Source organism: Saccharospirillum salsuginis, from assembly GCF_014651855.1.
Classification (GTDB): domain Bacteria; phylum Pseudomonadota; class Gammaproteobacteria; order Pseudomonadales; family Natronospirillaceae; genus Saccharospirillum; species Saccharospirillum salsuginis.
In genome coordinates, this window is the sequence record NZ_BMXR01000010.1 from 38,808 (window position 1) to 59,372 (window position 20,565).

The window sequence follows — 20,565 nt, forward strand, 5'->3', positions numbered from 1 at the left end:
ACACAATCACGGCCACTCAGCCAAAACGCGGCCCTATCCAGACTCCAGCCGCAGATGCGGCTCGCCGTCGGACGTCGCCTCGGCCGTCACCCCGTTTGAGTCGACGACAGCCGTGACCTGCTTCCGCCACCCGGAAAAATGCTCGGACGCCACCACATCCACGGCCTGGTCCAGCTTCAGCCGAATGCGGAACCAGCCCAGGCTCACGGCCTGCACCGTGACAACCACGCCTTCGAAGGGATGGGAGAGATAGGTCCCGCGTACCCGTTCGCCGGTCGCGACCGGTGCATCGGTCCGTTTCCCGACCACGGCCCTCAGTGTGTTCCAGTCACGATAGCCATGGTGCCGGGCGATCAGTTCCAGTACCGCCGCATGGCCCGGATCGGAGCCGGACCGGGCCAGTCGCTCGCGCAGCCGCCGCGCCTGTGCCTTGAGGCCGGCAATGTCGGGTATGGGGCCGCTCATGAGGTCACCTCGCTGACTTGGCTGCGAAACAGGCCCCACACCCAGCCGTGCTGGCGGGCCGTCCGCGTCAATACCACCACGGCGACGACCAGAAGCAGTCCTTCGGCGACCGGTACAGCCAGCCAGATCCCGGTTTCACCGACGATTCCGGGCAGCAGGAAGGTCAGGGGAATGGCAAACAGATACGGTTTGGTCAGGCTGAGCAAAGCCGCCCGTCCCGCATCGCCGATGGCCTGGAAATAGGTGGCCAGCATCATGACCGGTCCGGCCACGACATACAGTGAGACCATGATCGGCAGGATACGACCCACCTCGGAGACGACGGCCGGATCGTCGACGAACAAACCGCCCAACGGCGCCGCCAGGCTCACCAGCACCAGTTCCGAGACCACGCAATACACCAGGGCGATCGCCAGGGCCAGGCGCAGACTGTCATCCGATCGAAACCAGAGCCGCGCACCATAGTTGTTGCCGGTGATCGATTGCATCGCATGGCTTAATCCCAACAACGGTAAAAAGACAAAGGTCATGATGCGGGTGACGATGCCGTAGGCGGAAACGGTATCGGCATAACCGGCCGCTCCAACCCATTGCAGTGCCAGGATAATGGAGCCCGATCCCAGCGCCAGCCCCAGGAACGTCAGGCTTTGCGGCGCGCCCAATCGAAGAATGTCCGACCACAACGACCCGATGCCGCCCCAGTTCGCGGGGTGCCAGCTTGGACCATTGAGCCTGAGCGGGGTCCGGCCGCGAACCCGGAAGGTCGCGATGCACGCCAGAGCCAAGCATTGAGCCAGCAGTGTGCCGTATGCCGAACCGGCCACGCCCAACTCCAGGACACCGATCAACAGGTAGTTGAAGCCCATGTTGGCGATCGACACCAACAGACTCATGGCGGCCATCAATCCCGCCCGGCCCTCGTTACGTAAGGCATCCGATTGCAGTGCCAGCACGAAGAGTACGGGCGAGAAAAAGACGGTGAGACGCAAATACACCGACCCCATGGCGGCCAGTGTGGCGTTGCCGTTGGCGGCTCGCAGCGTCAGTGCATCGCCGGCCAACAAGAACCCGGCGATCAGCACAGTGCCAATCACGATGGCCAGGCCATGGGCGGCGGCGAATACGATGCGCGCCTGGTCGAATTCACGTCCTCCCAGGCAACGGGCGAGAATGCTCGACATACCACTGGCGACCAGGGTCGACAACGCCACAATCAGCATGTAGGCCGGAAACATCAAAGTGACCGCGCCCAACGCCTCAGGACCGACGAAGATCCCCAAAAACAGGGCATCGACAACCGTCAGCAGGCCGTTCATGCCCATGACGAATATGATCGGCAGGGCCGTCTGGAGGTAGAGCTTCGGTAGCGGAAGGTGAGTGAAATGAGAGGACCGGTCTTCCGGCGACTCCGACAAGGATGACATGTCAGTCTCCACTTGTGGGCATTCCGCGTTACATCAGATGTGGAAGGGCTCGCATTGTCTCCCCGGCGAAATGCACAAGAGTGACCGATTAATCAGACCAGAACTTCACCATGGACCTGGGTCCGCGAGCGGCCGGTGTCTGGAACCGGCCACTACGGTAATGGATCGTCTGGACAGGGTCAATTATTTTTACCCAGGTTTTATAGATCAGCGATCAATTCACGCCCAGGATGCTGTCGTAGCTTCCGTTGTCCTTCAGCTCCTGCAGGCCAAGGTTGAAGACCCGGAGGATCTCCTCCGACTTGGGGTTGGCCTTGCCGACGATCAGGAAGTAAGGCTTGGATTTGATGGTCTTGGGGTGATAGCTGACCTGATCGGCTACACCGGATTCTTTGGCGAGGTTCAAACCAACCAAACGCTCCTCCATCACGGCGTCGAGACGATCCGCCATCAACTTACGGTAGTTATTGACCGGCTCACCGATGTAGGAGACGTTGTAACCGTCATCCGGTTTGACAAAACCATAGTCGTAACCGATTACGCCACCGAGTCTTAACCCTTTGAGATCATCGGGCTCGCTCCAGTCGACCGGGCGGTCATCGGCGTAAAACACGACCGTGTCCAGTTGCACCACCGGATCGCTGTAGTTCATGACGGCTTCGCGCTCCGCGTTGCGGCTCCAGACGATGGAACCGTCCAGCTCTCCGGCTTCCGCCATGTTGTAACCCCGCTTCCAGGGCAGGTACTCATAGCGGACCGTCCAGCCCTGAGTGGCAAACGCCTCGGACACCAGGTGAGCCACCGGACCGCCATTCGGCAGGCTTTCACCGAGATAAGGCGCCCAATCGCCATTGGCCAGTGTAATGGTGTCGGCCTTGGCCGACAGAGTCAGGCTGAGCGCGAGAAGGGGTAGCAAAATGCGGTATGTCTTCATTTCATTCGTCCCGTACGGCTAGGATTTATGTGAACTGCATCACACTATAAAAATAGCCAACGCTCGCGGATTCGCAACGTTCAACTGGATACGAAGCTCTGCAAAGCGCGAAAAGCACCGTCCGTGACCGGGAACAGTCGGGTAAGGAATAAACGATACTCTAAAGAGAGGGATTGTTGACTCGCGTTATTGTGGCCGGAACCACAGCTTTTCGTCGTCAAGCGGCGTCTCGGCCGGTAACAACGGGTTGTCCAATTGAATGACCTGGCGATCATCGAGATTGGCCCGACGAATGGACTCGCCGTTGTAGCGCCAGAAAATTTCGTCGAAACTGCCGTCCTCGATCATCCGCATCAGACCGGTCTCAAGGCGCTCGGCGAGGGCGTCGTTTTCCTTGTTGACGAAAAAATAATAAGGCCAGGGATAATACAGCAGCAGGTGTTCATCGATCGCGAGGCTCGGCATAGCCTCCCGGCGTGCCTCCCATTCCGGAAACACCTCCCCGATTCCGCGGGGAAACAGGTCGGCACGTCCGGCTTGAATCATTCGGAACAGGCTCTCGTACCCACTGGTGAGCACGGTCAGGCCGTTGCTTTCATAGACCCGGACATCGCCCCATCCCGTGCCCTGCACCAGCGAAAGGGATTTCAGATCTTCCAGCGTCGTCACCTGTCGCAACCTGGCTTGAGTATCCGAGCGGATAATGGATACGCGGTAGGACAGCAAGCCCTTGCGGAGCGGGATGCGAATGGGTCTTAAATTCCGCTCCCTGGCGCGGGATGTGGAGGTCCAGATCACATTGGGGAAGCGCCCTGACTGCAGCTCCTGGGAGTAACGCAGGGACGTCATCGGAATCTCGACCGAACGCATGTCGAACGGTCCGAAGTCTTCCTCGGTTATTTCCAGTGCCGTGCGGAGTATTTCCTTCAAGTCTTCGAATCGCGTGTCGAGGGGCGACTCGTCCGCCGGATAGACGACATCCCATTCGGCGGGAAAGACATCCGAACACCACAGGAAGACCAACAACATCCACCAGCGTGACATGGCAACCCGGGTCCAGTGACAAACAAGCGTCTGTTTACAGTAGACGGCACTCGGGGAGTTGTCCATTCACCGAATCCAGTGTTATGTCCCATGCTGCCTGGCATAAGGGTTGGCAGCCGGTGACCGCCAGGCCGACAGGAATTGCGCCGATGGCCGGTAAACTTCCACCGCCAATGGATAACAGGGGTTGTCATCGCTTGAATGGCTGTGCCCGCAATCACCACCGGGACAGGCCGACAAGGCGCCCAGCAAATCGACTTCCGCCACGAATTCCAGATAGTCGCCCGGCCGGACCGGACTCGCCTTCATGAAATACTGATGGGTATCGCGGGTGAACCCGGTGCACATAAAGACATTGAACACATCGTGCACCCGGGCCTCGGCCTGCTCCAGAGGCAGCCCCGTGTACCGCGACACGGCCCGGGTCAGGTTCGAATGGCAGCAATAGTGGTAGTCGCTGCCGTTCAACAACCGTTGCGTGTAGGGGTCGCACCGCGTGCCGATCACATCGTGCAAACTGGCGCCGTCGTCATCCCAGCCGTACCAGTCCAGAGTGTCGTCGGTCAGGGTGGCCAGGGGCCGCAGAGTCGGGAAGGTGCTCCACAACCGATCCCCGGTGCTCAGATGGGTCCCGTGCAGGGCCCGGGTCTTGCCGCTGTAGAAATGCTCGCTCGGATCGTGGAGGTTCCACAGGTTCAGGTCGCCCACCTGAGGGCCCTCGACACTGACGATGCGGCACAGATGACCGGCCGGCACGGTGAAACACTTCGCGTCCCGGGGCGGGATCTCCCAACGGTCCACCAGGGTCATGTCGGTTCGCGCCGAAGCGTACAGCGCCGCATCGAACCCGGGCAGGCTGTCCGTGGGGTAAGCGACGACAGGGGCCGCGCGGCGGCGATCGGCGGCATCCGCCGGTGCTGGATGGGTCGGGGTGTACTTCATTCGGGTGCCCTTATTGTGATCGCAGTCAATCGTTCCAAAGCGTTAAACGCCCCCTATCACATCGTGAATCCACCGCCGAAACAAGACCAGGGTCGGATCCTGGATCAGTTCCTCGCGGCAGACCAACCAGTACGAGCGATCGCTCTGTTGGCGCAGGGGTTCGATCGCCACCAGATCGCCACGTTCCAGAGCCGTCCGGGCCATCTGACTCCGGGTCCAGGCGACCCCCATTCCGTGAGCAGCCGCCTGCAGGCACAGCTGGGCGTCATTGAATCGCGCCCCCTGCGCCAGAGGCAGCCGGGTCACGCCGGTTTCGGTCTTGAGGGTCGCAGGCCAGGGAGTCGCGGTATGCACGACCATATCCTCGGTCGGCCAGTGAGCCGGATCGGCTCCGTGACGGGCCAGCCAGGCGGGCGAAGCCACCGCCACCATCGACTCGTCCAGCAGTTTTTCGGCAAAGAGTCCGCGATGGTCGAATTGACCGAAACGCAACGCCACCACCTTGCTGGCGGGAGGAATACTCAACACCTGGTAGTCCGTCGCGACGGTCAGGTCGATGTTGGGGCATTGTTGCTTGAAGTCGTCCAGGTTCGGCAGAATCCAGGTCTGGGCGATGGACACCAGAGTCGACAGGTACAGGGCGTCCCGCCGTGGCCGGACCGGAGTTTCCAGCGCCTGGTACAAACCATGTAACGGGTCCAGCAGCCGTTGTCGCAGCCCTTCCCCGGCCACCGTGGGCCGCACCCGGGGGCCCTGACGCTCGAACAGGGCTTTGCCATACCAGTCTTCGAGTTTTTGGACATGACGGCTGATCGCGCCGTGAGTGAGATGCAGCTCCTCGGCGGCGCGAGTGAAACTGCCATGCCGGATGGACGCCTCGAAGGCCTGAATGGTTTGCAGGGAAGGAAGTCGCTTCATTGTGATATCTACTCACTCTAAGACCGACAATAAATCGTTTTTACGTGACTTCCAGTCATCCTAGCATGAGTACTCCCTACACGAGTGACCGAGGACACTGGATATGACAACCGAATTCGACCTGTTGGCCTACGCCGAGCGGCAAGCGGTCGACTATGTGCAATCGCTGGAACACCGGCCTGTTTTTCCGGATGAACCGGCACGCCGGGCGTTGTCGGGCTTCGACGAACCCTTGCCGGAACAGCCTCAGGATGCGGCGACAATTCTGGAGCAGCTTTCCCGACTGGGCGGACCGGCGACGGTCGCCTCGGCCGGCCCGAACTATTACGGCTTTGTCATCGGCTCCAGCCTGCCGGTGGCGTCGGCCGCCGAGCGCATCGCCCTGGCCTGGGACCAGTGCGCCTCCAGCGCGGTCAACTCCCCGGCGGCGGACGCCATCGAACGCACCGCTGCCCGCTGGTTGCTGGACATTCTGGATCTGCCGCGCAACAGCGCCGTCGGGTTCGGCACCAGCGCCACCGCTGGCGCACTGTCGGCGCTGACCACGGCGCGTCGGGTCCTGCTGGCCCGGGCGGGCTGGGATATGGATCGACAGGGCCTGGCGGGCGCTCCGGCCATTCGGGTGGTGTGTCCGGAGAATATCCACATCACGGTGCGCAAAGTCCTGAGGCTACTGGGATTCGGCGAAGACAACATTGTGAATGTGCCCTGCGACGACCGGGGTCGCCTGTGCCTGGATGCCGTTCCGGCGCTGAATGACCGCACCCTGCTCTGCCTACAGGCCGGTGAAGTGAATACCGGCGGCTTCGATCCCTTCGCGGAACTGTTGCCCCGGGCCCGCAAGGCCGGCGCCTGGGTGCACATCGACGGCGCTTTCGGATTATGGGCACGGGCCAGCAACACCCACGCTTACCTGACCGAAGGCATCGACCTGGCCGACAGCTGGACCGTCGATGCACACAAATGGCTGAACACCCCCTATGACGGCGCCATGGTGATTTGCCGCCATGCCGACGCCCTGGCGCAGGCCATGAACAGCGACGCCGACTACGCACAGGCCGACCCGACGGCGCAAAAAAATCTCGGACTGGAATTTTCCCGGCGCGCACGAGGCATTCCGATCTGGGCCGCATTGAAAGGATTGGGTCGACAGGGCGTCGCCGGGATGGTCGAGCGGCATTGCGCGTTGGCCGGACGAGTTGCAGAAGGATTATCCGCTGCGGGGTACAGGGTGCTGAACGAGGTGGTGCTGAATCAGGTGTTGGTCCGGGCGGATACCGATGAACAAACCCGAGCCATCGTGCAGGCCGCCCAACAATCCGGACAGGTCTGGTTCGGTCCATCGGTCTGGCAGAATCGACCCGCGTTTCGGATATCGGTATCGTCCTGGCGCACCGAAGAGCGGCATATCGAGGCTTTAATCGGACTATTGGCTCGACTCAAGCACGAGATGCCAAGTTAATACAGAATTGTTGAATAAAAAGATTGGGTTTCGAATTCGTCGTGAATTCGAAACCACTCGATCGGGTTTTACATTCTCACCCGCAAAACGGATTTCACCCGGTCGTCCAGCAGTTCGGCGTCGACATAGCCGATCATGTCCGGGTTTTCGGCAATCATTTCGATCACCTGTCGTTGCGATGTAACTTCTTCCGGGGGTTCACCGCCGCCGGTGAACAAGGCCTTGGACCAGTGACGGCGGTACTGCACCGGCTTCTGCTCGACGGCAATGCGCAGAAACGTCTGTCGCAAGTCATCGCCGGGGGACAGGTCCAAGGGTTTCGCCCGGGAGCCGTCCTCGAACGTCTGCGTTTTGCCCAGGTACAGGTTTTTCAGGAAATCCTGGGTAATGGGGTTGTCGTTGCTCGGATGCACGATGACCACCATGTCGGCGAACACGGGCGTCATCAACATCAGCGAGGCCAGCACCAGCCCCTGTATCGTCTTGTTTATCACATTCATCATCAGTCAGTTCTCACCCTCAAAATACGACGTCTACGGCTACCGTGATCAGATCGGCATCGCCGTAGCCACGGTAGGGATCATCGGTGTTGTCTTCACGGTGGGTGTATTCCAGCTTTAATGCCGCCGCGATGTTGAAGTCCCAGCGGACGCCGCCGGTGATGGAGCGGATGTCGGTCGGATTCTCGGCATTCGGAGCCGGGTCACCGGTCAACGGGTTGATCATGTTGCTTTCGGTTTGCTGCACCGAATAGGTCAAATGTGGCGTAACGGTTCCGATTCGGTAACCGGCGGAGGCGTACCAGCCGATGCGGTTATTGATCAGGTTCGAATCGTTGATCGTCTTCGTGTATTCGGCGATCGAGAACAGGGTACCGTTGTCGTATACCGCCGCACCGGAGACAAATTCGGCCGGAAAGTCGAGCGCCATGGGAACGCCGATTCGGGTCAGCGTGGCATCCGGCGCGGTGTTGTAGGAGCCGCGCAGGCTGACGTCGCCGGCGGCGACTTCCAGTGACACGCCCCGCATGGTTTTGAAGTCGACAAAGGATCCGGTCTCCGGGTCCGTCCCCTGGGTGGAGCCGAGATAGCCCGCCAATTCCATCCCCAGGTCGCCGAAATAGAACTCGTAGGTGCCGCTTACGCCTTCGACCGAGGTGACGAACACATTGTAGGTGTCCACCGGCGGACGGACCCATTGATAGCCGTATCCCAGTTCCAGGAAATCGGAATAGTAGAAAATCGGCATCCGCACGCGCCCGGCCCTCAATTCGAGGTTCTCGGTCGCTTCATAGCTCAGATACGCCCACTCGAAGGTGGTGTTGAAGCCGTCGCCGCCACGACCGACCAATTGAGCGGTTGCGGACATTTTCTCGTTGATGTCGGCCATGGCCTGAATGGCGACCATGCTGTCGGCGGTGAAATCCAGCTCGTTGTTGTAGCCGACCCAATAATTGCCTTCGCCGGTGGTGTTGATATCGGACTCGTCCACATTCAACGGATCGATATTGATATGCTGGTCCTCGCCCAGCGTCATGCCACCGGCCACCGACATAAAGCCGTTCAGGCGCATGTCGAAGGCCGAGGCGCCCACGGGCAACATCAGCGAGCCCATCAGGGCCCAGGGGGTGAGTTTCATAGGCATCTCCTGCACTCGGAAAGTCGCCGGTGGAGGACCCACCGGCACACAGCGAATTACTTCAGTTTGAATTCATGGGTGACACCGACGTCCGCCAGCGCCAGACCCAGTTCTTCCGGGATGGCCTCGAACGGCGCGGCACGGGTGACGGCATCCTGCAATTCCTTGTTCAGCACGGCATGGCGGGACGCCTCGTCCAACTGAACCTCGGCCAGGGTTCCATCGGCGTTGACCCGAACCCGCACACCGACGGTGCCTTCATTCCCCAGACTCTCGGCCCAGTAGGGATATTCGACGGCATTGAGGATTTGTTCGCGAACTCGAAGCTGATAACTGGCCAGCACTTCGGCTTTTTGCTCATCGCTCAGTTGCCGGTTTTCATTGGCCATAAAAGCGGGCGGTACGGGCTTCGGCGGCAAAATGGCCTGAGGCTGGTCGAGCTTGAAGGTGTAGCGCAACGTGACCCGGTACTGGTCTTCGGTGAAGTTGTCCGGCATTGGGCCGAACGGCGCCGCCGCTTCGACGGCCGAGCGGAGCGATTGCCCCAACAGTCCGGCATTCGCGGGGCGGACACCGGTGACGGCGCGCAAACTGCCGGTCCGGCTCAACACCAGGTCCAGTTGCACTTCCCCTTCCTGCTTCAATTGCCGAGCCCAATCGGGATAGGCCACCTTGGGATAGACCTGACGCTGAACGTTCCACTGGTACAACGACCATTGGTACGCCTTGCGTTCCGCTTGCTGGCGCGCCGTTTGTTGCGCGGCTTCCACGGCTTGCGCCTCGGCCTGCGCATTGGCGGCGGCTTCGGCGGCCGCCTTGGCTTCCGCCAGGGCTTCCGCTTCGGCTTTGGCTTTCGCCAGTTCTTCGGCTTCCTCGCGCGCCTTGGCACGGGCTTCGGCCAGCGCGGCCGCTTCGGCTTCCGCCCGGGCTTTGGCGCGGGCCAGTTCCTCGGCTTCGCGCTTGGCCTTGGCCAACGCCTCGGCTTCACGACGGCGTTCGGCTTCACGCTCGGCCCGACGTCGTTCTTCGGCTTCGCGAGCGGCCCGTTCGGCTTCGGCCTGACGCCGTGCTTCTTCCTCGGCTTTCGACTGGCCCTGGCCCTGCCATTCGTCGAGCAACGCCAGGCGATTGCCCGAGATGCTCAACGCATTGAAGCGGGCCAAACGTTCGCGCTCGCTGACCGAATTCAGTTCACCGCCAACCAGCAGCTGGGATTGAAACCGCTGCGAGGATGGAATATCCCCCAGCCAGGCATTGGCCAGAAAACCGAAAAGATCCGGCGACTCGGAGTGGAGCCACAGACTGTCGTTCACAACGACTTTCGACCCCTGCCCCGGTTCAAAACTGATCACAATGGTGTCGCCGACAGTCAGATCGGATGCGGGGCCTTCGGTGAACGTTTTCACCAATTCGGTCACCGCCGGGTTGGACTGCAGGTCGTTATTGATGGCGATGTCTTGCTTCCACATCATGTTGAAACGCCGGGGTGACCATCGGTCGGTGGTTACTTTCACCACCAGTCGTCGGGCACCTTCATCGGAACGGTAGGACGACAGAGACTCGTGCGGGCGTTCGGTATACAACGCCGCCAAATAATATTCTTTATTGAGATGCTTGTAGGGCGCCAGACCGTTCAACAATAACGGAGCGGCCCAGGTGGGAGAGAGCCACAACGGACTCATTACTATCAATACAGTCAGCCAAAAGCGCATGTGCAACTACCCGGATGCAGTCTTCTTGTTATTAACGGGGTCCGGAGTGTATAGAAGTCGAATGGAAAGGCGACGCTTTTGGCTAACTTTCAAACGACCGTTTAATTTTTGGAATGAGTGGGGCTGAAAACGCGGCGTGTAGTTTCCCTGGTGTTAATAATGATCGGGTTCCGGATCTTTCTCGGCCCCGTCCAAATCCCGGCAACAACCCGCCACCAGTGTCTCATACAACTCGCAACAATCGCGTTCGCGGATGTCGTACAGCGTTTCCGCCAACAACTCCGACCCCGCCGTCATGTCCAGGTTCCAATCCATGATGCACCTCGCTTGAGGAGTAATAAAACAGTGATTGATGCAGCCGGAAAGCGCCCTGCTCCACTTTCGCAAGACGCTTTGAACCGCTTATCAGGCCACCTTGAACAGGACGTTGTTCTCAAGGTGGATGTGCTCCATCAAGTCATGTCGCAAGGCTTCCAGACCGGCGTACAGTGCCCGCCAGGTATTGCAGGCGCCGGTTGGTGGGGTCATATCGTTGGTCAGATCCATCAGGCGTTGCAACGCCTCGCCATGGTCATCGTGCTCGTTTTGCATGACATGAATGGGGCCTGCGGCCTGTTGCACGAGCCCATTGCGCAACATGGGAAACAGAATCTGCTCCTCCTTCTGCATGTGCCCTTCCAGTTCATGCGACATATGGCCCAGGTGTTCGGCCAAGCCGACCGGGCAATCCGGTTTGTTTCCGTGTACGGCCTCGACACGCCTGGCCATTTTCAGAAGTTCCGGCAATTGCTGTCGATGCGTGAGGTGATACCGGTTGTAAATGTGGTCGATCAGTTCACTGCGTGATGAGCCGGCCCAGTCCGTTTCGGGTTCGACATCCGCGAGCGACTCCAACTCGGCCAGCACCGGTTCGGCATCGAGCCCTTTGGCATTCAGCGCATCCTGGAGGCTGAGGTGTCCGCCACAGCAGAAGTCGAGTTTGTAGTGGCGAAATACCCGGGTGGAACCGGCCACTTGCGTGGCGATATCGGCCAGGCTCTTATTCAGTAACGGAGTGTCGGTCACGGTCATTGTCATACCTCGCTTGGGTTAGCTGTTGAATCGCCCGCTCCGGGCACGGCATGACCGGATTGAAGGAGGATTCTTTTAAACATTCATTTAATATGATTCTTTAAAGGTATTATTGCTTTATTCCCATGGAAGTCAAGGTACGAATGCCCTGAAAATCGGAATGAAATGGCCCGATTCGATACCCGCCACCTTTCATGAGTTGAACGGGTACCGGACTTAGGAGGAAGGCTATTCGTCGGTGATCACACTGTGGTTCGGCTGAGTGGCAAACCGGTGCATCCAGCGCCCGATGTTCGGATAGTCGTTCATTTCGAATCCGCCCTCATCCGCCACATGGGTGTAGGCATACAACGCGATGTCGGCGATGGTACAACGGTCCGCCACGAACCAGTCGTGCTCGGCCAGGCGATCCTCCATCACAGCCAGTGCCGCTCGCCCCTGTGCCTGCTTGCCGGCCAGCTGGGTGCGACGTTCTTCATTCAGGCCCAGATGCGTAAGCCAGAACCTGGGGGCCGCGATGTTTGGTTCGTGGCTGTACTGTTCGAAATTCATCCACTTCAGGACCTGGGCCTGTTCCCACCGGCTTTGCGGCCAGTAGTCGGTGCCCTGTGACAGGTAAAACAGAATGGCATTGGATTCACTCAGGAAGCGGCCGTCATCCAGCTCCAGAACGGGGATTTTTCCCGCTGGATTCATGCGGCGGAATTCGGGCGTACGGGTGGCCCCCTGAACTATGTCGTAGTGACGGTAGTCGTAAGGTTGCTCCAGTCGGTTCAACAACAGGCGTACTTTGTAGCCGTTGCCGGAAGGCAGATAGTCGTGCAAGATCATGGTCGTCTCCAATGCGTCAATCGTTGGGGTGGCCGGCCCGGCGCTCTCCCTGAACACCGGGCGGCAGTGTCTCCCCGATCACTGGAAACAACAATCGAATTAAACTGACGTCAGCCATAAGCAAGGCTGATGGATCGACTCACCGGAACCCCAATGGACATCGACCTGCTTCGCGCCTACATCGCCGTCGTCGACACCGGCAGCCTGACCCGAGCCGCCCGCCAGGTGCATCGCACCCAGGCCGCGCTCAGCATGCAAATGAAACGACTGGAGGAACAGGCCGGCTGCAGCCTGTTCTTCAAGGAAGGCCGCAACCTGGAACTGACGCCGGACGGCAAGCAGTTGGTCAGCTACGCACGGCGACTGCTGGCGTTGCACGACGAAGCGCTGAGTCAGCTGCGAACCGACAGCGCCCTGCCCCCGTTGCGCATCGGCAGCCCGGACGATTATGCCCAGAGCCTGTTACCGCAACTGGTCGAGATCATTCAGGATCAATACCCGGAATTACAGCTGCAACTGGTCTGCGCTCCCACCGTCAAGCTAAGGACCCTGGTCGATGAGGGTGAACTGGATCTGACGATTTTGACACGCGCTGTCGACAGCGACGAAGGGCATGTGTTGATGCACGATCGCGGCATCTGGATTCAACACCCCCAATTCGATTGGCAGCAGCATGCATCGATTCCTCTGGCCCTTTACGAAGCGGACTGCAAATTTCACAGTGCAGCCCTGGACGGACTCAATAAGACCCATCGCCCGTATCGCCTCAAGGCCTTGAGCGCTAATGCGGGCGCTTTAATCGCTCTGGTCCGTCGCGGAATGGCCATTACAGCTGCGGCAAGGGCATCGCTTTCGCCCGACTTGGTTGAGGTTGCCCCTATTCACGAGCTCCCCCCACTGCCCGGTATCGACATAGCCCTCGTTAGCTCCGCCCAGGGGCATCCATTGGTGACCGCCAATTGGGCCGGGGAACTGGCCAGACGGTTTACATCCACTGACCCGTTTGAGTCCGCGCAATCAGCATGAGTGTTTTCAATGAATCCAGCCTCGACAGCGTAGAACCGCTAACCAAGCGCTACGAACAACAGGCTCGGGAGGTCATAGAAGCAGGGCTTCGGGAACATTGGTCTTTGTACGACCCGGCGATGAATCCCGACGTCCAGCACCTCAGCCAAACCTATGGTTCCAACATGGTGATCGGCCTAAAGAACGGTCGGGTTGTGGCTACGGGAGCCTGGATAAACTTGGAAACTGGCGTGGCATCCATCGTACGGATGTCGGTCGCTAAACCGTATAGAAAACAGGGCTATACCACTCAAATATTGAGCGCGCTGGAAAACCGGATTGTGAGCGAGGGGATATCACGGGTCGTTCTGGAAACCACCACACAATGGCAGGATGTCGTTCGCTTCTACACCAACCAGGGTTATCGCTTCACCCATATTGATGGCGACGATTCCTATTTCGTCAAGATCCTAGATCCTTCTACAGTTGAAAGGGGTTTACTGGAATGAGTATATGCGTGCTTTTGATCACCCGTCACCAGCGACTCATACAACTCGCAACAATCGGGTTCGTGGATGTCGTACAACGTTTCCGTCAACAGCTCCGTCCCCGCCGTCATGTCCAGGCTCCAGTCCACGATACACCTCGCACTATGAGTCTTAAACCAGCGTTCAAGACGGTTATCCGCATACAGTTCAGGATGCTCATTGGTCACACACCCTAAAAAACATTTATTTTTATATGAATCTTTATAAGGTTAAAGCGTTAGTCAGAATGCTACGTAATGATCATTTGACGCATACCGTAGGCCAAAGTTGCCAAGCCGGGAATACCGAAGCCTCTTATGGGCTCAGTGACCGTTTCGCCTGCAGCCGCTTGGCGAATTGTTTCAGCGTCGGCGATACGGCACCCGATTCCAGCATTACCTCGATTAAAACGAAACTGCCACGCGCCTGATCGGCCTCCGCCAATGCGGCTCTGAAATCACGTCGGGTGGAGACTCTCAATCCCAGCCCGCCCAACGCATCGGCCAGTCCGGCATAATGCCAGTCACCCAGGTCACTGCATTGACTGTTGGGCTGAAACACACGAATCATTTCCCAGCTTCTGTTGTTCAAGAGCACGACTATCGGGTCCACCTCCAATCGCTGACAATTACCCAGCTCCCATCCGGTCATCTGAAACGCGCCATCGCCGACCAGGATGATCGGGCGGTGACCAGTGGTGAGTTGAATTCCGATACCGGCCGGCACACCGAATCCCATCGAAGCATAGTACCCGGGCGCCACCACGGGGGTGTGATGAATATCGAGGCTTGTGAACAGGCAATCCCCGATATCGGATGCGATCGGGACCGGATCCGGCTGATCCGCAATAAACAGATTGATACCGGCAGCGATATCGGCCGGAGTCAACGGTTGATCATCCACTTCCCACATCGGCGACGCCGCGGGTTGTTCGGGTTCGATCCGACCGGGTTCCGGCAGACGTTCGAGCAGGGCCTGGATCAATTCACCCATGGGGATTTCGTGATAGTTATGATAGCCCAGCTGCACTTCCCGATTGGATACAAGCATGGCTTTGCGAATATCCAGGCGTTTACCGCTCGGGCCGAAGTTGCTATCGGACAGGATGACGCCAAGCAACAATAGTGCATCGGACGATTCAACCAGTTCCGTGAGCTCAGGGTCTCCAGCCTCCCCCAAATAGGTACCCAGGACACGCACGTCGGTATCGGCAAGTAACCCCCGCCCCATCAGAGTCGTGACCACCGGTACATTGAGACGCCTGGCCAATGCCGCCACCTCGTCTTCCAGATCATACCGGCGTATCTCCACATCCACCATCAATACCGGTGAATTGGCTCCACTCAGTACGTCTAGAATTTCCTCGGCACAGGCACTGATCGCCTGTGGCTCGAAAGGCAATGGCGAAAGAGGGACTACTGGGAGACAGGGAACTGTGGCGAGATCGCGGGGCAATTCCAACAAAACCGGCTGTGAATAGGTAATGCAGGAACGCAACAAGCGCGCAATTATATCCGGTGCGGTGTCGGCATCGGTGATTCGGGCCTGATCACATGTGATTTCGGAGTATATCCGATACTGGGAATCAAGTGTCTTGGCCTGATGGTGCAATAAAAACCCGCTGCCGCGCTCAGCCTCGGACGGACACCCGGCTATGACGAATAGCGGGGAGCGCTCCGCGAACGCTCCCGCGATGGCATTCACCAGATTCAAAGCGCCGGCGCCATAGGTGACGGCCACCGCGGCGGGTCGGCAAGACATTCGAGCCGCGCCATCCGCGGCGAAACCGATCCCCGGTTCATGACTCAGGGTCACCAACGGCAATATCGACGACTGTTCCGCTTGCTCGAAGAACGGTAAAATGAAATCTCCCGGAATACCGTACAGGTGCCGGGCACCGGCTTGTTTCAAGGCGGTTAACAAAACTTCACCCAATTGCATCGAGTTACCCTCCTGATAATCGATCCTTTCAGTGTCGAAGGTATCTCCCGATGCGAATTGATATAAGTCAAGGTAGCGACTATCGACGTGCCGATACATTGATTCAAGACAGCCCAGTCACCTCTTTGGAGTTACCAACCCGGCCGTCCGCGATCGACAATCGGGTTGATTTTTCACGATTCGACGGACTCAGGCCGATTGAGCGTCGGTCCTGTGATAGTGTCGCAACCGATGCTCGGTACGCCGACCGGCACTGAAGGCCGATACCCGTTTCAGATAACCGATGACGCGCGTCGCGTGGTCGACATTCTTGGAATGACATCGATCGCAATGATAGAGCGTTCGTTTGTCGATGTGGTCGCATTCGTTACAAATGGTAATGCGAACATTGACGCAAAAGTAGTTGCATCCGGCTTTGGCCGCCGTATCGATGACCTGACGGTATCCCTGAGTGGGTAGAGCCTCATCCAGATTCAGATGAAGCGCCGACCCGCCATCGAGCCAATCGACCAACTCCTTGCCATGCAGGAGAATTTTGTCCAGTACATGCGTATCCTCGTCCTCGACGACATAAAAGTAGGAGTTGTAACAATCGCGGGGCACCCAATAGCCATCCTTGCGGTCCCATTGGGCGTTCTTCACGCCCAGATTCTCGGCGGGCACAAATTCGGTATTGAAACGGTAGCCATATTCTCGGGTCGCGTTCCGATTGGCGTCGTAGATTACCTTTAGTTGTCGCTGGACAAATTCCACATATCGCGGGTGGTAGCCCGGCCGGATACCGAGGTACTCCGCCGCCTCCACCATACCATTAATGCCGATGGTCAAGAATTGTTTATCCAGGCTGATCAGCCCGGCATCATAGACGGTGAGCATGCCCGCCGCCTGATAATCTTCCATCAAGGCACGGTACGCCACCTGATAGCGATGGATTTTTTCGACCTCCGCGTTCAGATCCCGACCGTCCTGGATCAATCGATTCATGTTCAGGGTAATAACATTGATCGAACCGGTCGCGACACCGCCGGCGCCCAATGAGTAGGAAAACGTCCGATCGGTGATTTCATTGCGTAACCGGCAACACGATGCCAATGAATCCGGATTGTCGGATAAATACATGAAAAAAGAATTGCCGGCGGCCAGTTGACCGGCCATTTTGTCGGCGAATTCGCTGTCCCGGCATCCCTGTTCATGGGTCAGGGCGGCCACGGTCACCACAGGAAAGGTGAGGATCGCCCGGGTTCGTTCGCGGTTGAACCACGTCAGAAAATGATCCTGAAGCCGACTGACGCTGACCCACTCGGGACAGGTGAAGTCGGGAAAGACAAAACCTTCGAACAACGCCTCGAAATAGTAGCGGTCGTATATCGAGATGTTCCAGAACGCGCTCTGGTACCCCCGCGCGGCGGCCGGTTGGTTCAATGCGTACACCACATGCTGAAAGTGGTTTTCAATCACGTCCGCATGGGTGTCGAGATAGTCGTCGCCATAATCCCGCCGGGCGAAATAATCAAAATAGGTTAAAAATTCCACCGTGGCCACGGCACCGGCGAACTGAGCGCTGACCGCGAACACCAGATTGACGAACGACCCGCAAAAGGAGGCCAGATGTTGCGGCGCGCGGGATTCGCCCCCCAGTCCCGTCAGGCCGTCACGCAAGAACGGGTACAGTGTCAGCGACACGCAATAGGGCTTGAGACTGGTCTCGTCGTGGACATAGATTTCGTGGGATTCAATCTGGCGATGGTACTCCCGAGCCCAATCCTCACCGAACAGCTCCCGTACTTTGTCGGCGACCCGGGTACGGTTGATCTGCACCAGCAAATCCTTCATCAGCTCCGACTCGAGGGTGGCGATGTTTTTCTGGGTCACATTGGCGTTCGCATCGAGACGGGACCCGTCGGCGGCATTATCCGCGACCAGATAATCCTCGATGAATTGTTGTTTATATGCCAGTTGTTCCGGTGTCAGCCTTAGCATAATGTTCTCCTTGAAACAGTTGATTGAGAATCCGACCCGAACGCAGGTCGATGAATCGTTGGTTGGTCGAGGGGGAATCCAGACCGCCCAGCTCACGTCGCCAGGGTCCGGTTTTGAGATAGTCCAGAAGTTGCTTCAACTCCGGATCGACATCGTCCAGCCCGGTGTACAGGCAAGTCACAAGGCCCAGAGTTCGGGCACGCCGCAAACAGTCCGACAAAACCGCCGGTTGCCACTCGCCTCCCAGAAACAGCACGGCCGTCACTAACCCCCCATACCGCCGTACCCGGCCGGTCAACAGGTCCGGTGACAGAATACGTCCCTGATCCGGCGACCAGGTGTCACTGCTGTGGCATCCGGGGCAACGCAGTGGGCAGCCTGCGACAGTGAAAGCCAGGGCTACTTCACCGGGCACCTCACGGAAGACCACATCCTCTCGAACTACTCTCATCTAAAACACCATATTTTGTATACCCAAGACACACAAAACACTATATATAGTCTTCAAGCGGCATAAAACCACCTAACAACCCACAATTGATCCAGATCAAAAGAACCGCCCATATCGCAACCAAGCGAATAAATCTTGACTCAGATCAAAGTTCATCGCATTTGATTATAGTTATTATTCGCAACTTCTTGCATTGTCGAAGGACAAATAAATGACACGCAACCTAAAACGGACGCTCGTGACGGGCACATTGATCATCTCGGCATCAGCCACGGGCGCGCAAACACTGGTTGAAGTAATCGATCACCGCCACGATCCGGCCGGATCCTTTCTGGCCTATACCGAATTCGAACTCTCGGGAGAGCCTTTGGCGGAAGCGCTGGGTCTCGATCTCGATGTTCTCGACCCTGATGCCGTAGACCAACCCACGCGCTTCGACTACATCACCGGCATTGAAAGTTATGAATACTCCGAGGAAGCCATGTATGCCCTCGACTACCAGTCCGGCATGGGCCCGCACCTGGTCAATGGCCCACGCAATCGGGATCGGGGCGGGGAAATGGACGCACTGGGTCGCCGGTTCACCGAACTGGCCAATAGCGTCGGTTATCCCGTAACGGAAATTCCGTTGAACATGTACCCCCTGTCCTGGCCGTATCAGTTGGGTTCGCCGGAATTCGCCGAACCGGTGGCTGTATCCGAAGTCGATCGCGATGGCGATGCGATCATACCCGCCTACTTCCGGGACTACGCTTCCCTGCGCTGGACCGACTCCGACACAGTGAAGGAAGCATCTCCGGCCGCACTAGGCGGCCTGCTGCTCAAGGAGGTGATGTGGTCGCAGGATTTCCTGGGTGGATTGCACACCACCGATACCGACGAAGAGGTGGAAGCCGATTCCGCCGATCAGGATCAGCGGGACGGCTTCGCTCTGGGTGTTTCCTCGGTGGACGGCCTGAACGGCGTTATCCTGACCGAGCTATCGCTCGATAAAATGCACGACTTGCTGACCCGGATGACCTACGACGGTGAATCTCTGGGCGCACCGATCGATCCGACTTACGACGCTTCATCGCCGGTCTGGTTCCCGCATCGTTTGGCCGTCGAGAGTGAAGAACGCTTAGGGGTTGAATCGGCCACGGCTTTGACGGTCGCGGACGGCGCATCCTATCTGCGCGATTCCTGGATGCTGCTCTGGCCGGCGGCGGAGATGCTCGCGTTCAGCGACCAGCGCAGTGCCAATGAAAGCCAGAACCCCGCCTTCCGGGCCGTGTTCGATGGCAAGCCATTTGCCGCAACACCCAAAGCCAATCGAGATGCGAACAGCGACAACGATGTATTCGGTACCGATGCCTTTTCATTGGCGAATACGCTTGCCCGCATGGCGTTTCGCAACTTGAACGCTCTGCATTTCGACAAGGGCGTCGGTACCCTGGTGGATCGTTGGGACGGCGAGCGTGGTGGCGACGTGACCACCTACGATCTGGCGTACAGTCTGGTCGCATTGAGCGTGTTCCAAAAGGCGCAGGACGCACTGCCGGTCGGGTACGCGGGCGGGAACACCAGCGACGGCGGCCTGGGAACACAGCTGGGGCAAGAAGCGCTGAAGCTGATTCGCCACCAGGCCGATTTCATTCTGGCCCATTTGGAGGGCGAAAACGGCTTGATGCGGGATGGCGCGACGGTATCGGGATCGTCCGTCAACCTGGAGCCGGGCCAGTCACTGGATACGCAGTTCGCCGTTCTGCGCGGACTGGGCGCGGCCTTTTCCGCCACCGGGGATCGTCGTTATCGCGACGCCGCCCGCGACCTGTTCATCGCCATTGATCGCGAACAATACGACCCCGCCATCGGCACCTGGGCCAGCGTGCCGGGTACCCCCACAGAACACACGCTGTATACCGCCGCAGCCATTTCGGCGGGTCTGCGCACCGCCCTGCTGCAATTGCGGAACGTGGGTGCGGAATCCGCTCCGAAGCTGGAAGTCGCCCATTTGGTGGCGCGCCACAACCAGTGGTTCCGCACCGTCATCAACGGACCGACAACGAACCAGGGCATGCAAATGGCCGAGTGGCTGGGCGATTCGGGCGAACACCGGTTCGGCGCGGCCCCTTGATGTTGATGTGAATCAAAATCACGGCCGATCACGCCGCTATACTGGCGCCCCGCGAAACGGGGCGCTTTATTTTTCTCACATCCCCCAATGACGATACTCCGGAA

19 protein-coding genes are annotated in these 20,565 nt (G+C 58.5%); 4 read left to right on the forward strand and 15 right to left on the reverse strand.

Annotated elements, in window-relative coordinates:
• Positions 1 to 33: 33 nt before the first annotated feature.
• The 6 genes from IE111_RS18325 to IE111_RS18350 form a co-directional block, all read right to left on the reverse strand.
• The gene (locus IE111_RS18325; protein WP_189611477.1) at positions 34 to 465 is read right to left on the reverse strand and encodes a glyoxalase superfamily protein; all 432 of its coding nucleotides are present in this window, start codon (positions 463 to 465) and stop codon (positions 34 to 36) included.
• A complete protein-coding gene (locus tag IE111_RS18330) occupies positions 462 to 1,889 on the reverse strand; it encodes an MATE family efflux transporter (protein ID WP_189611479.1) in 1,428 nt (475 codons plus the stop codon). The genes IE111_RS18325 and IE111_RS18330 overlap by 4 nt, the downstream gene beginning before the upstream one ends.
• Before the next feature lie 214 nt (positions 1,890 to 2,103).
• Complete coding sequence (locus tag IE111_RS18335) at positions 2,104 to 2,823, reverse strand: substrate-binding periplasmic protein (RefSeq protein ID WP_189611481.1); 720 nt, start codon at positions 2,821 to 2,823, stop codon at positions 2,104 to 2,106.
• Between the two features lie 186 nt (positions 2,824 to 3,009).
• Positions 3,010 to 3,867, reverse strand: a complete 858-nt coding sequence (locus tag IE111_RS18340) for a substrate-binding periplasmic protein (RefSeq protein ID WP_229805431.1) — start codon at positions 3,865 to 3,867, stop codon at positions 3,010 to 3,012.
• 81 nt (positions 3,868 to 3,948) lie between these two features.
• The gene (locus IE111_RS18345) at positions 3,949 to 4,809 is read right to left on the reverse strand and encodes an urea carboxylase-associated family protein (RefSeq protein WP_189611483.1); all 861 of its coding nucleotides are present in this window, start codon (positions 4,807 to 4,809) and stop codon (positions 3,949 to 3,951) included.
• A gap of 42 nt (positions 4,810 to 4,851) precedes the next feature.
• A complete protein-coding gene (locus IE111_RS18350; protein ID WP_189611485.1) occupies positions 4,852 to 5,727 on the reverse strand; it encodes a LysR substrate-binding domain-containing protein in 876 nt (291 codons plus the stop codon).
• A 103-nt stretch (positions 5,728 to 5,830) separates the two neighbouring features.
• Here IE111_RS18350 and IE111_RS18355 point away from each other — a divergent pair, with 103 nt between their 5' ends.
• Positions 5,831 to 7,189 (forward strand): pyridoxal phosphate-dependent decarboxylase family protein, encoded by a 1,359-nt coding sequence (locus IE111_RS18355; protein WP_189611487.1) that lies wholly within the window; start codon positions 5,831 to 5,833, stop codon positions 7,187 to 7,189.
• Positions 7,190 to 7,257: 68 nt separating this feature from the next.
• Here the strand turns inward: IE111_RS18355 and IE111_RS18360 are convergent, their stop codons facing one another.
• The 6 genes from IE111_RS18360 to IE111_RS18385 form a co-directional block, all read right to left on the reverse strand.
• A complete protein-coding gene (locus IE111_RS18360; RefSeq protein WP_189611489.1) occupies positions 7,258 to 7,692 on the reverse strand; it encodes a type 2 periplasmic-binding domain-containing protein in 435 nt (144 codons plus the stop codon).
• A gap of 16 nt (positions 7,693 to 7,708) precedes the next feature.
• The gene (locus IE111_RS18365; protein WP_189611491.1) at positions 7,709 to 8,827 is read right to left on the reverse strand and encodes a hypothetical protein; all 1,119 of its coding nucleotides are present in this window, start codon (positions 8,825 to 8,827) and stop codon (positions 7,709 to 7,711) included.
• A 56-nt stretch (positions 8,828 to 8,883) separates the two neighbouring features.
• Positions 8,884 to 10,539, reverse strand: a complete 1,656-nt coding sequence (gene tolA, locus IE111_RS18370) for a cell envelope integrity protein TolA (protein WP_189611492.1) — start codon at positions 10,537 to 10,539, stop codon at positions 8,884 to 8,886.
• A 153-nt stretch (positions 10,540 to 10,692) separates the two neighbouring features.
• Positions 10,693 to 10,854, reverse strand: a complete 162-nt coding sequence (locus IE111_RS18375) for a hypothetical protein (RefSeq protein ID WP_189611494.1) — start codon at positions 10,852 to 10,854, stop codon at positions 10,693 to 10,695.
• Between the two features lie 90 nt (positions 10,855 to 10,944).
• Entirely contained in the window at positions 10,945 to 11,610 is a 666-nt protein-coding gene (gene ytfE, locus IE111_RS18380; protein WP_229805432.1) for an iron-sulfur cluster repair protein YtfE, read from the reverse strand.
• Positions 11,611 to 11,838: 228 nt separating this feature from the next.
• Complete coding sequence (locus tag IE111_RS18385) at positions 11,839 to 12,441, reverse strand: glutathione S-transferase family protein (RefSeq protein WP_189611516.1); 603 nt, start codon at positions 12,439 to 12,441, stop codon at positions 11,839 to 11,841.
• A gap of 129 nt (positions 12,442 to 12,570) precedes the next feature.
• Between IE111_RS18385 and IE111_RS18390 the strand changes: the two genes are divergently transcribed.
• Positions 12,571 to 13,467, forward strand: coding sequence for a LysR substrate-binding domain-containing protein (locus IE111_RS18390; protein WP_229805433.1), 897 nt, complete (start codon positions 12,571 to 12,573; stop codon positions 13,465 to 13,467).
• A complete protein-coding gene (locus tag IE111_RS18395) occupies positions 13,464 to 13,955 on the forward strand; it encodes a GNAT family N-acetyltransferase (protein ID WP_189611517.1) in 492 nt (163 codons plus the stop codon). Before IE111_RS18390 ends, IE111_RS18395 begins: the two co-directional genes overlap by 4 nt.
• Before the next feature lie 333 nt (positions 13,956 to 14,288).
• Here the strand turns inward: IE111_RS18395 and ipdC are convergent, their stop codons facing one another.
• The 3 genes from ipdC to nrdG form a co-directional block, all read right to left on the reverse strand.
• Positions 14,289 to 16,013 (reverse strand): indolepyruvate/phenylpyruvate decarboxylase, encoded by a 1,725-nt coding sequence (gene ipdC / locus IE111_RS18400; protein ID WP_229805434.1) that lies wholly within the window; start codon positions 16,011 to 16,013, stop codon positions 14,289 to 14,291.
• A gap of 90 nt (positions 16,014 to 16,103) precedes the next feature.
• Complete coding sequence (gene nrdD, locus IE111_RS18405) at positions 16,104 to 17,894, reverse strand: anaerobic ribonucleoside-triphosphate reductase (RefSeq protein WP_189611519.1); 1,791 nt, start codon at positions 17,892 to 17,894, stop codon at positions 16,104 to 16,106.
• On the reverse strand, positions 17,860 to 18,345 hold the full coding sequence (gene nrdG, locus IE111_RS18410; RefSeq protein WP_189611521.1) for an anaerobic ribonucleoside-triphosphate reductase activating protein: 486 nt from the start codon (positions 18,343 to 18,345) through the stop codon (positions 17,860 to 17,862). Before nrdG ends, nrdD begins: the two co-directional genes overlap by 35 nt.
• A 211-nt stretch (positions 18,346 to 18,556) precedes the next feature.
• On the opposite strand from nrdG, the gene IE111_RS18415 reads away from it, so the two are divergent.
• Positions 18,557 to 20,461 carry an AGE family epimerase/isomerase gene (locus IE111_RS18415; protein WP_189611523.1) on the forward strand — a complete coding sequence of 635 codons (1,905 nt, stop codon included), beginning with the start codon at positions 18,557 to 18,559 and terminating at the stop codon, positions 20,459 to 20,461.
• Positions 20,462 to 20,565 lie beyond the last annotated feature (104 nt).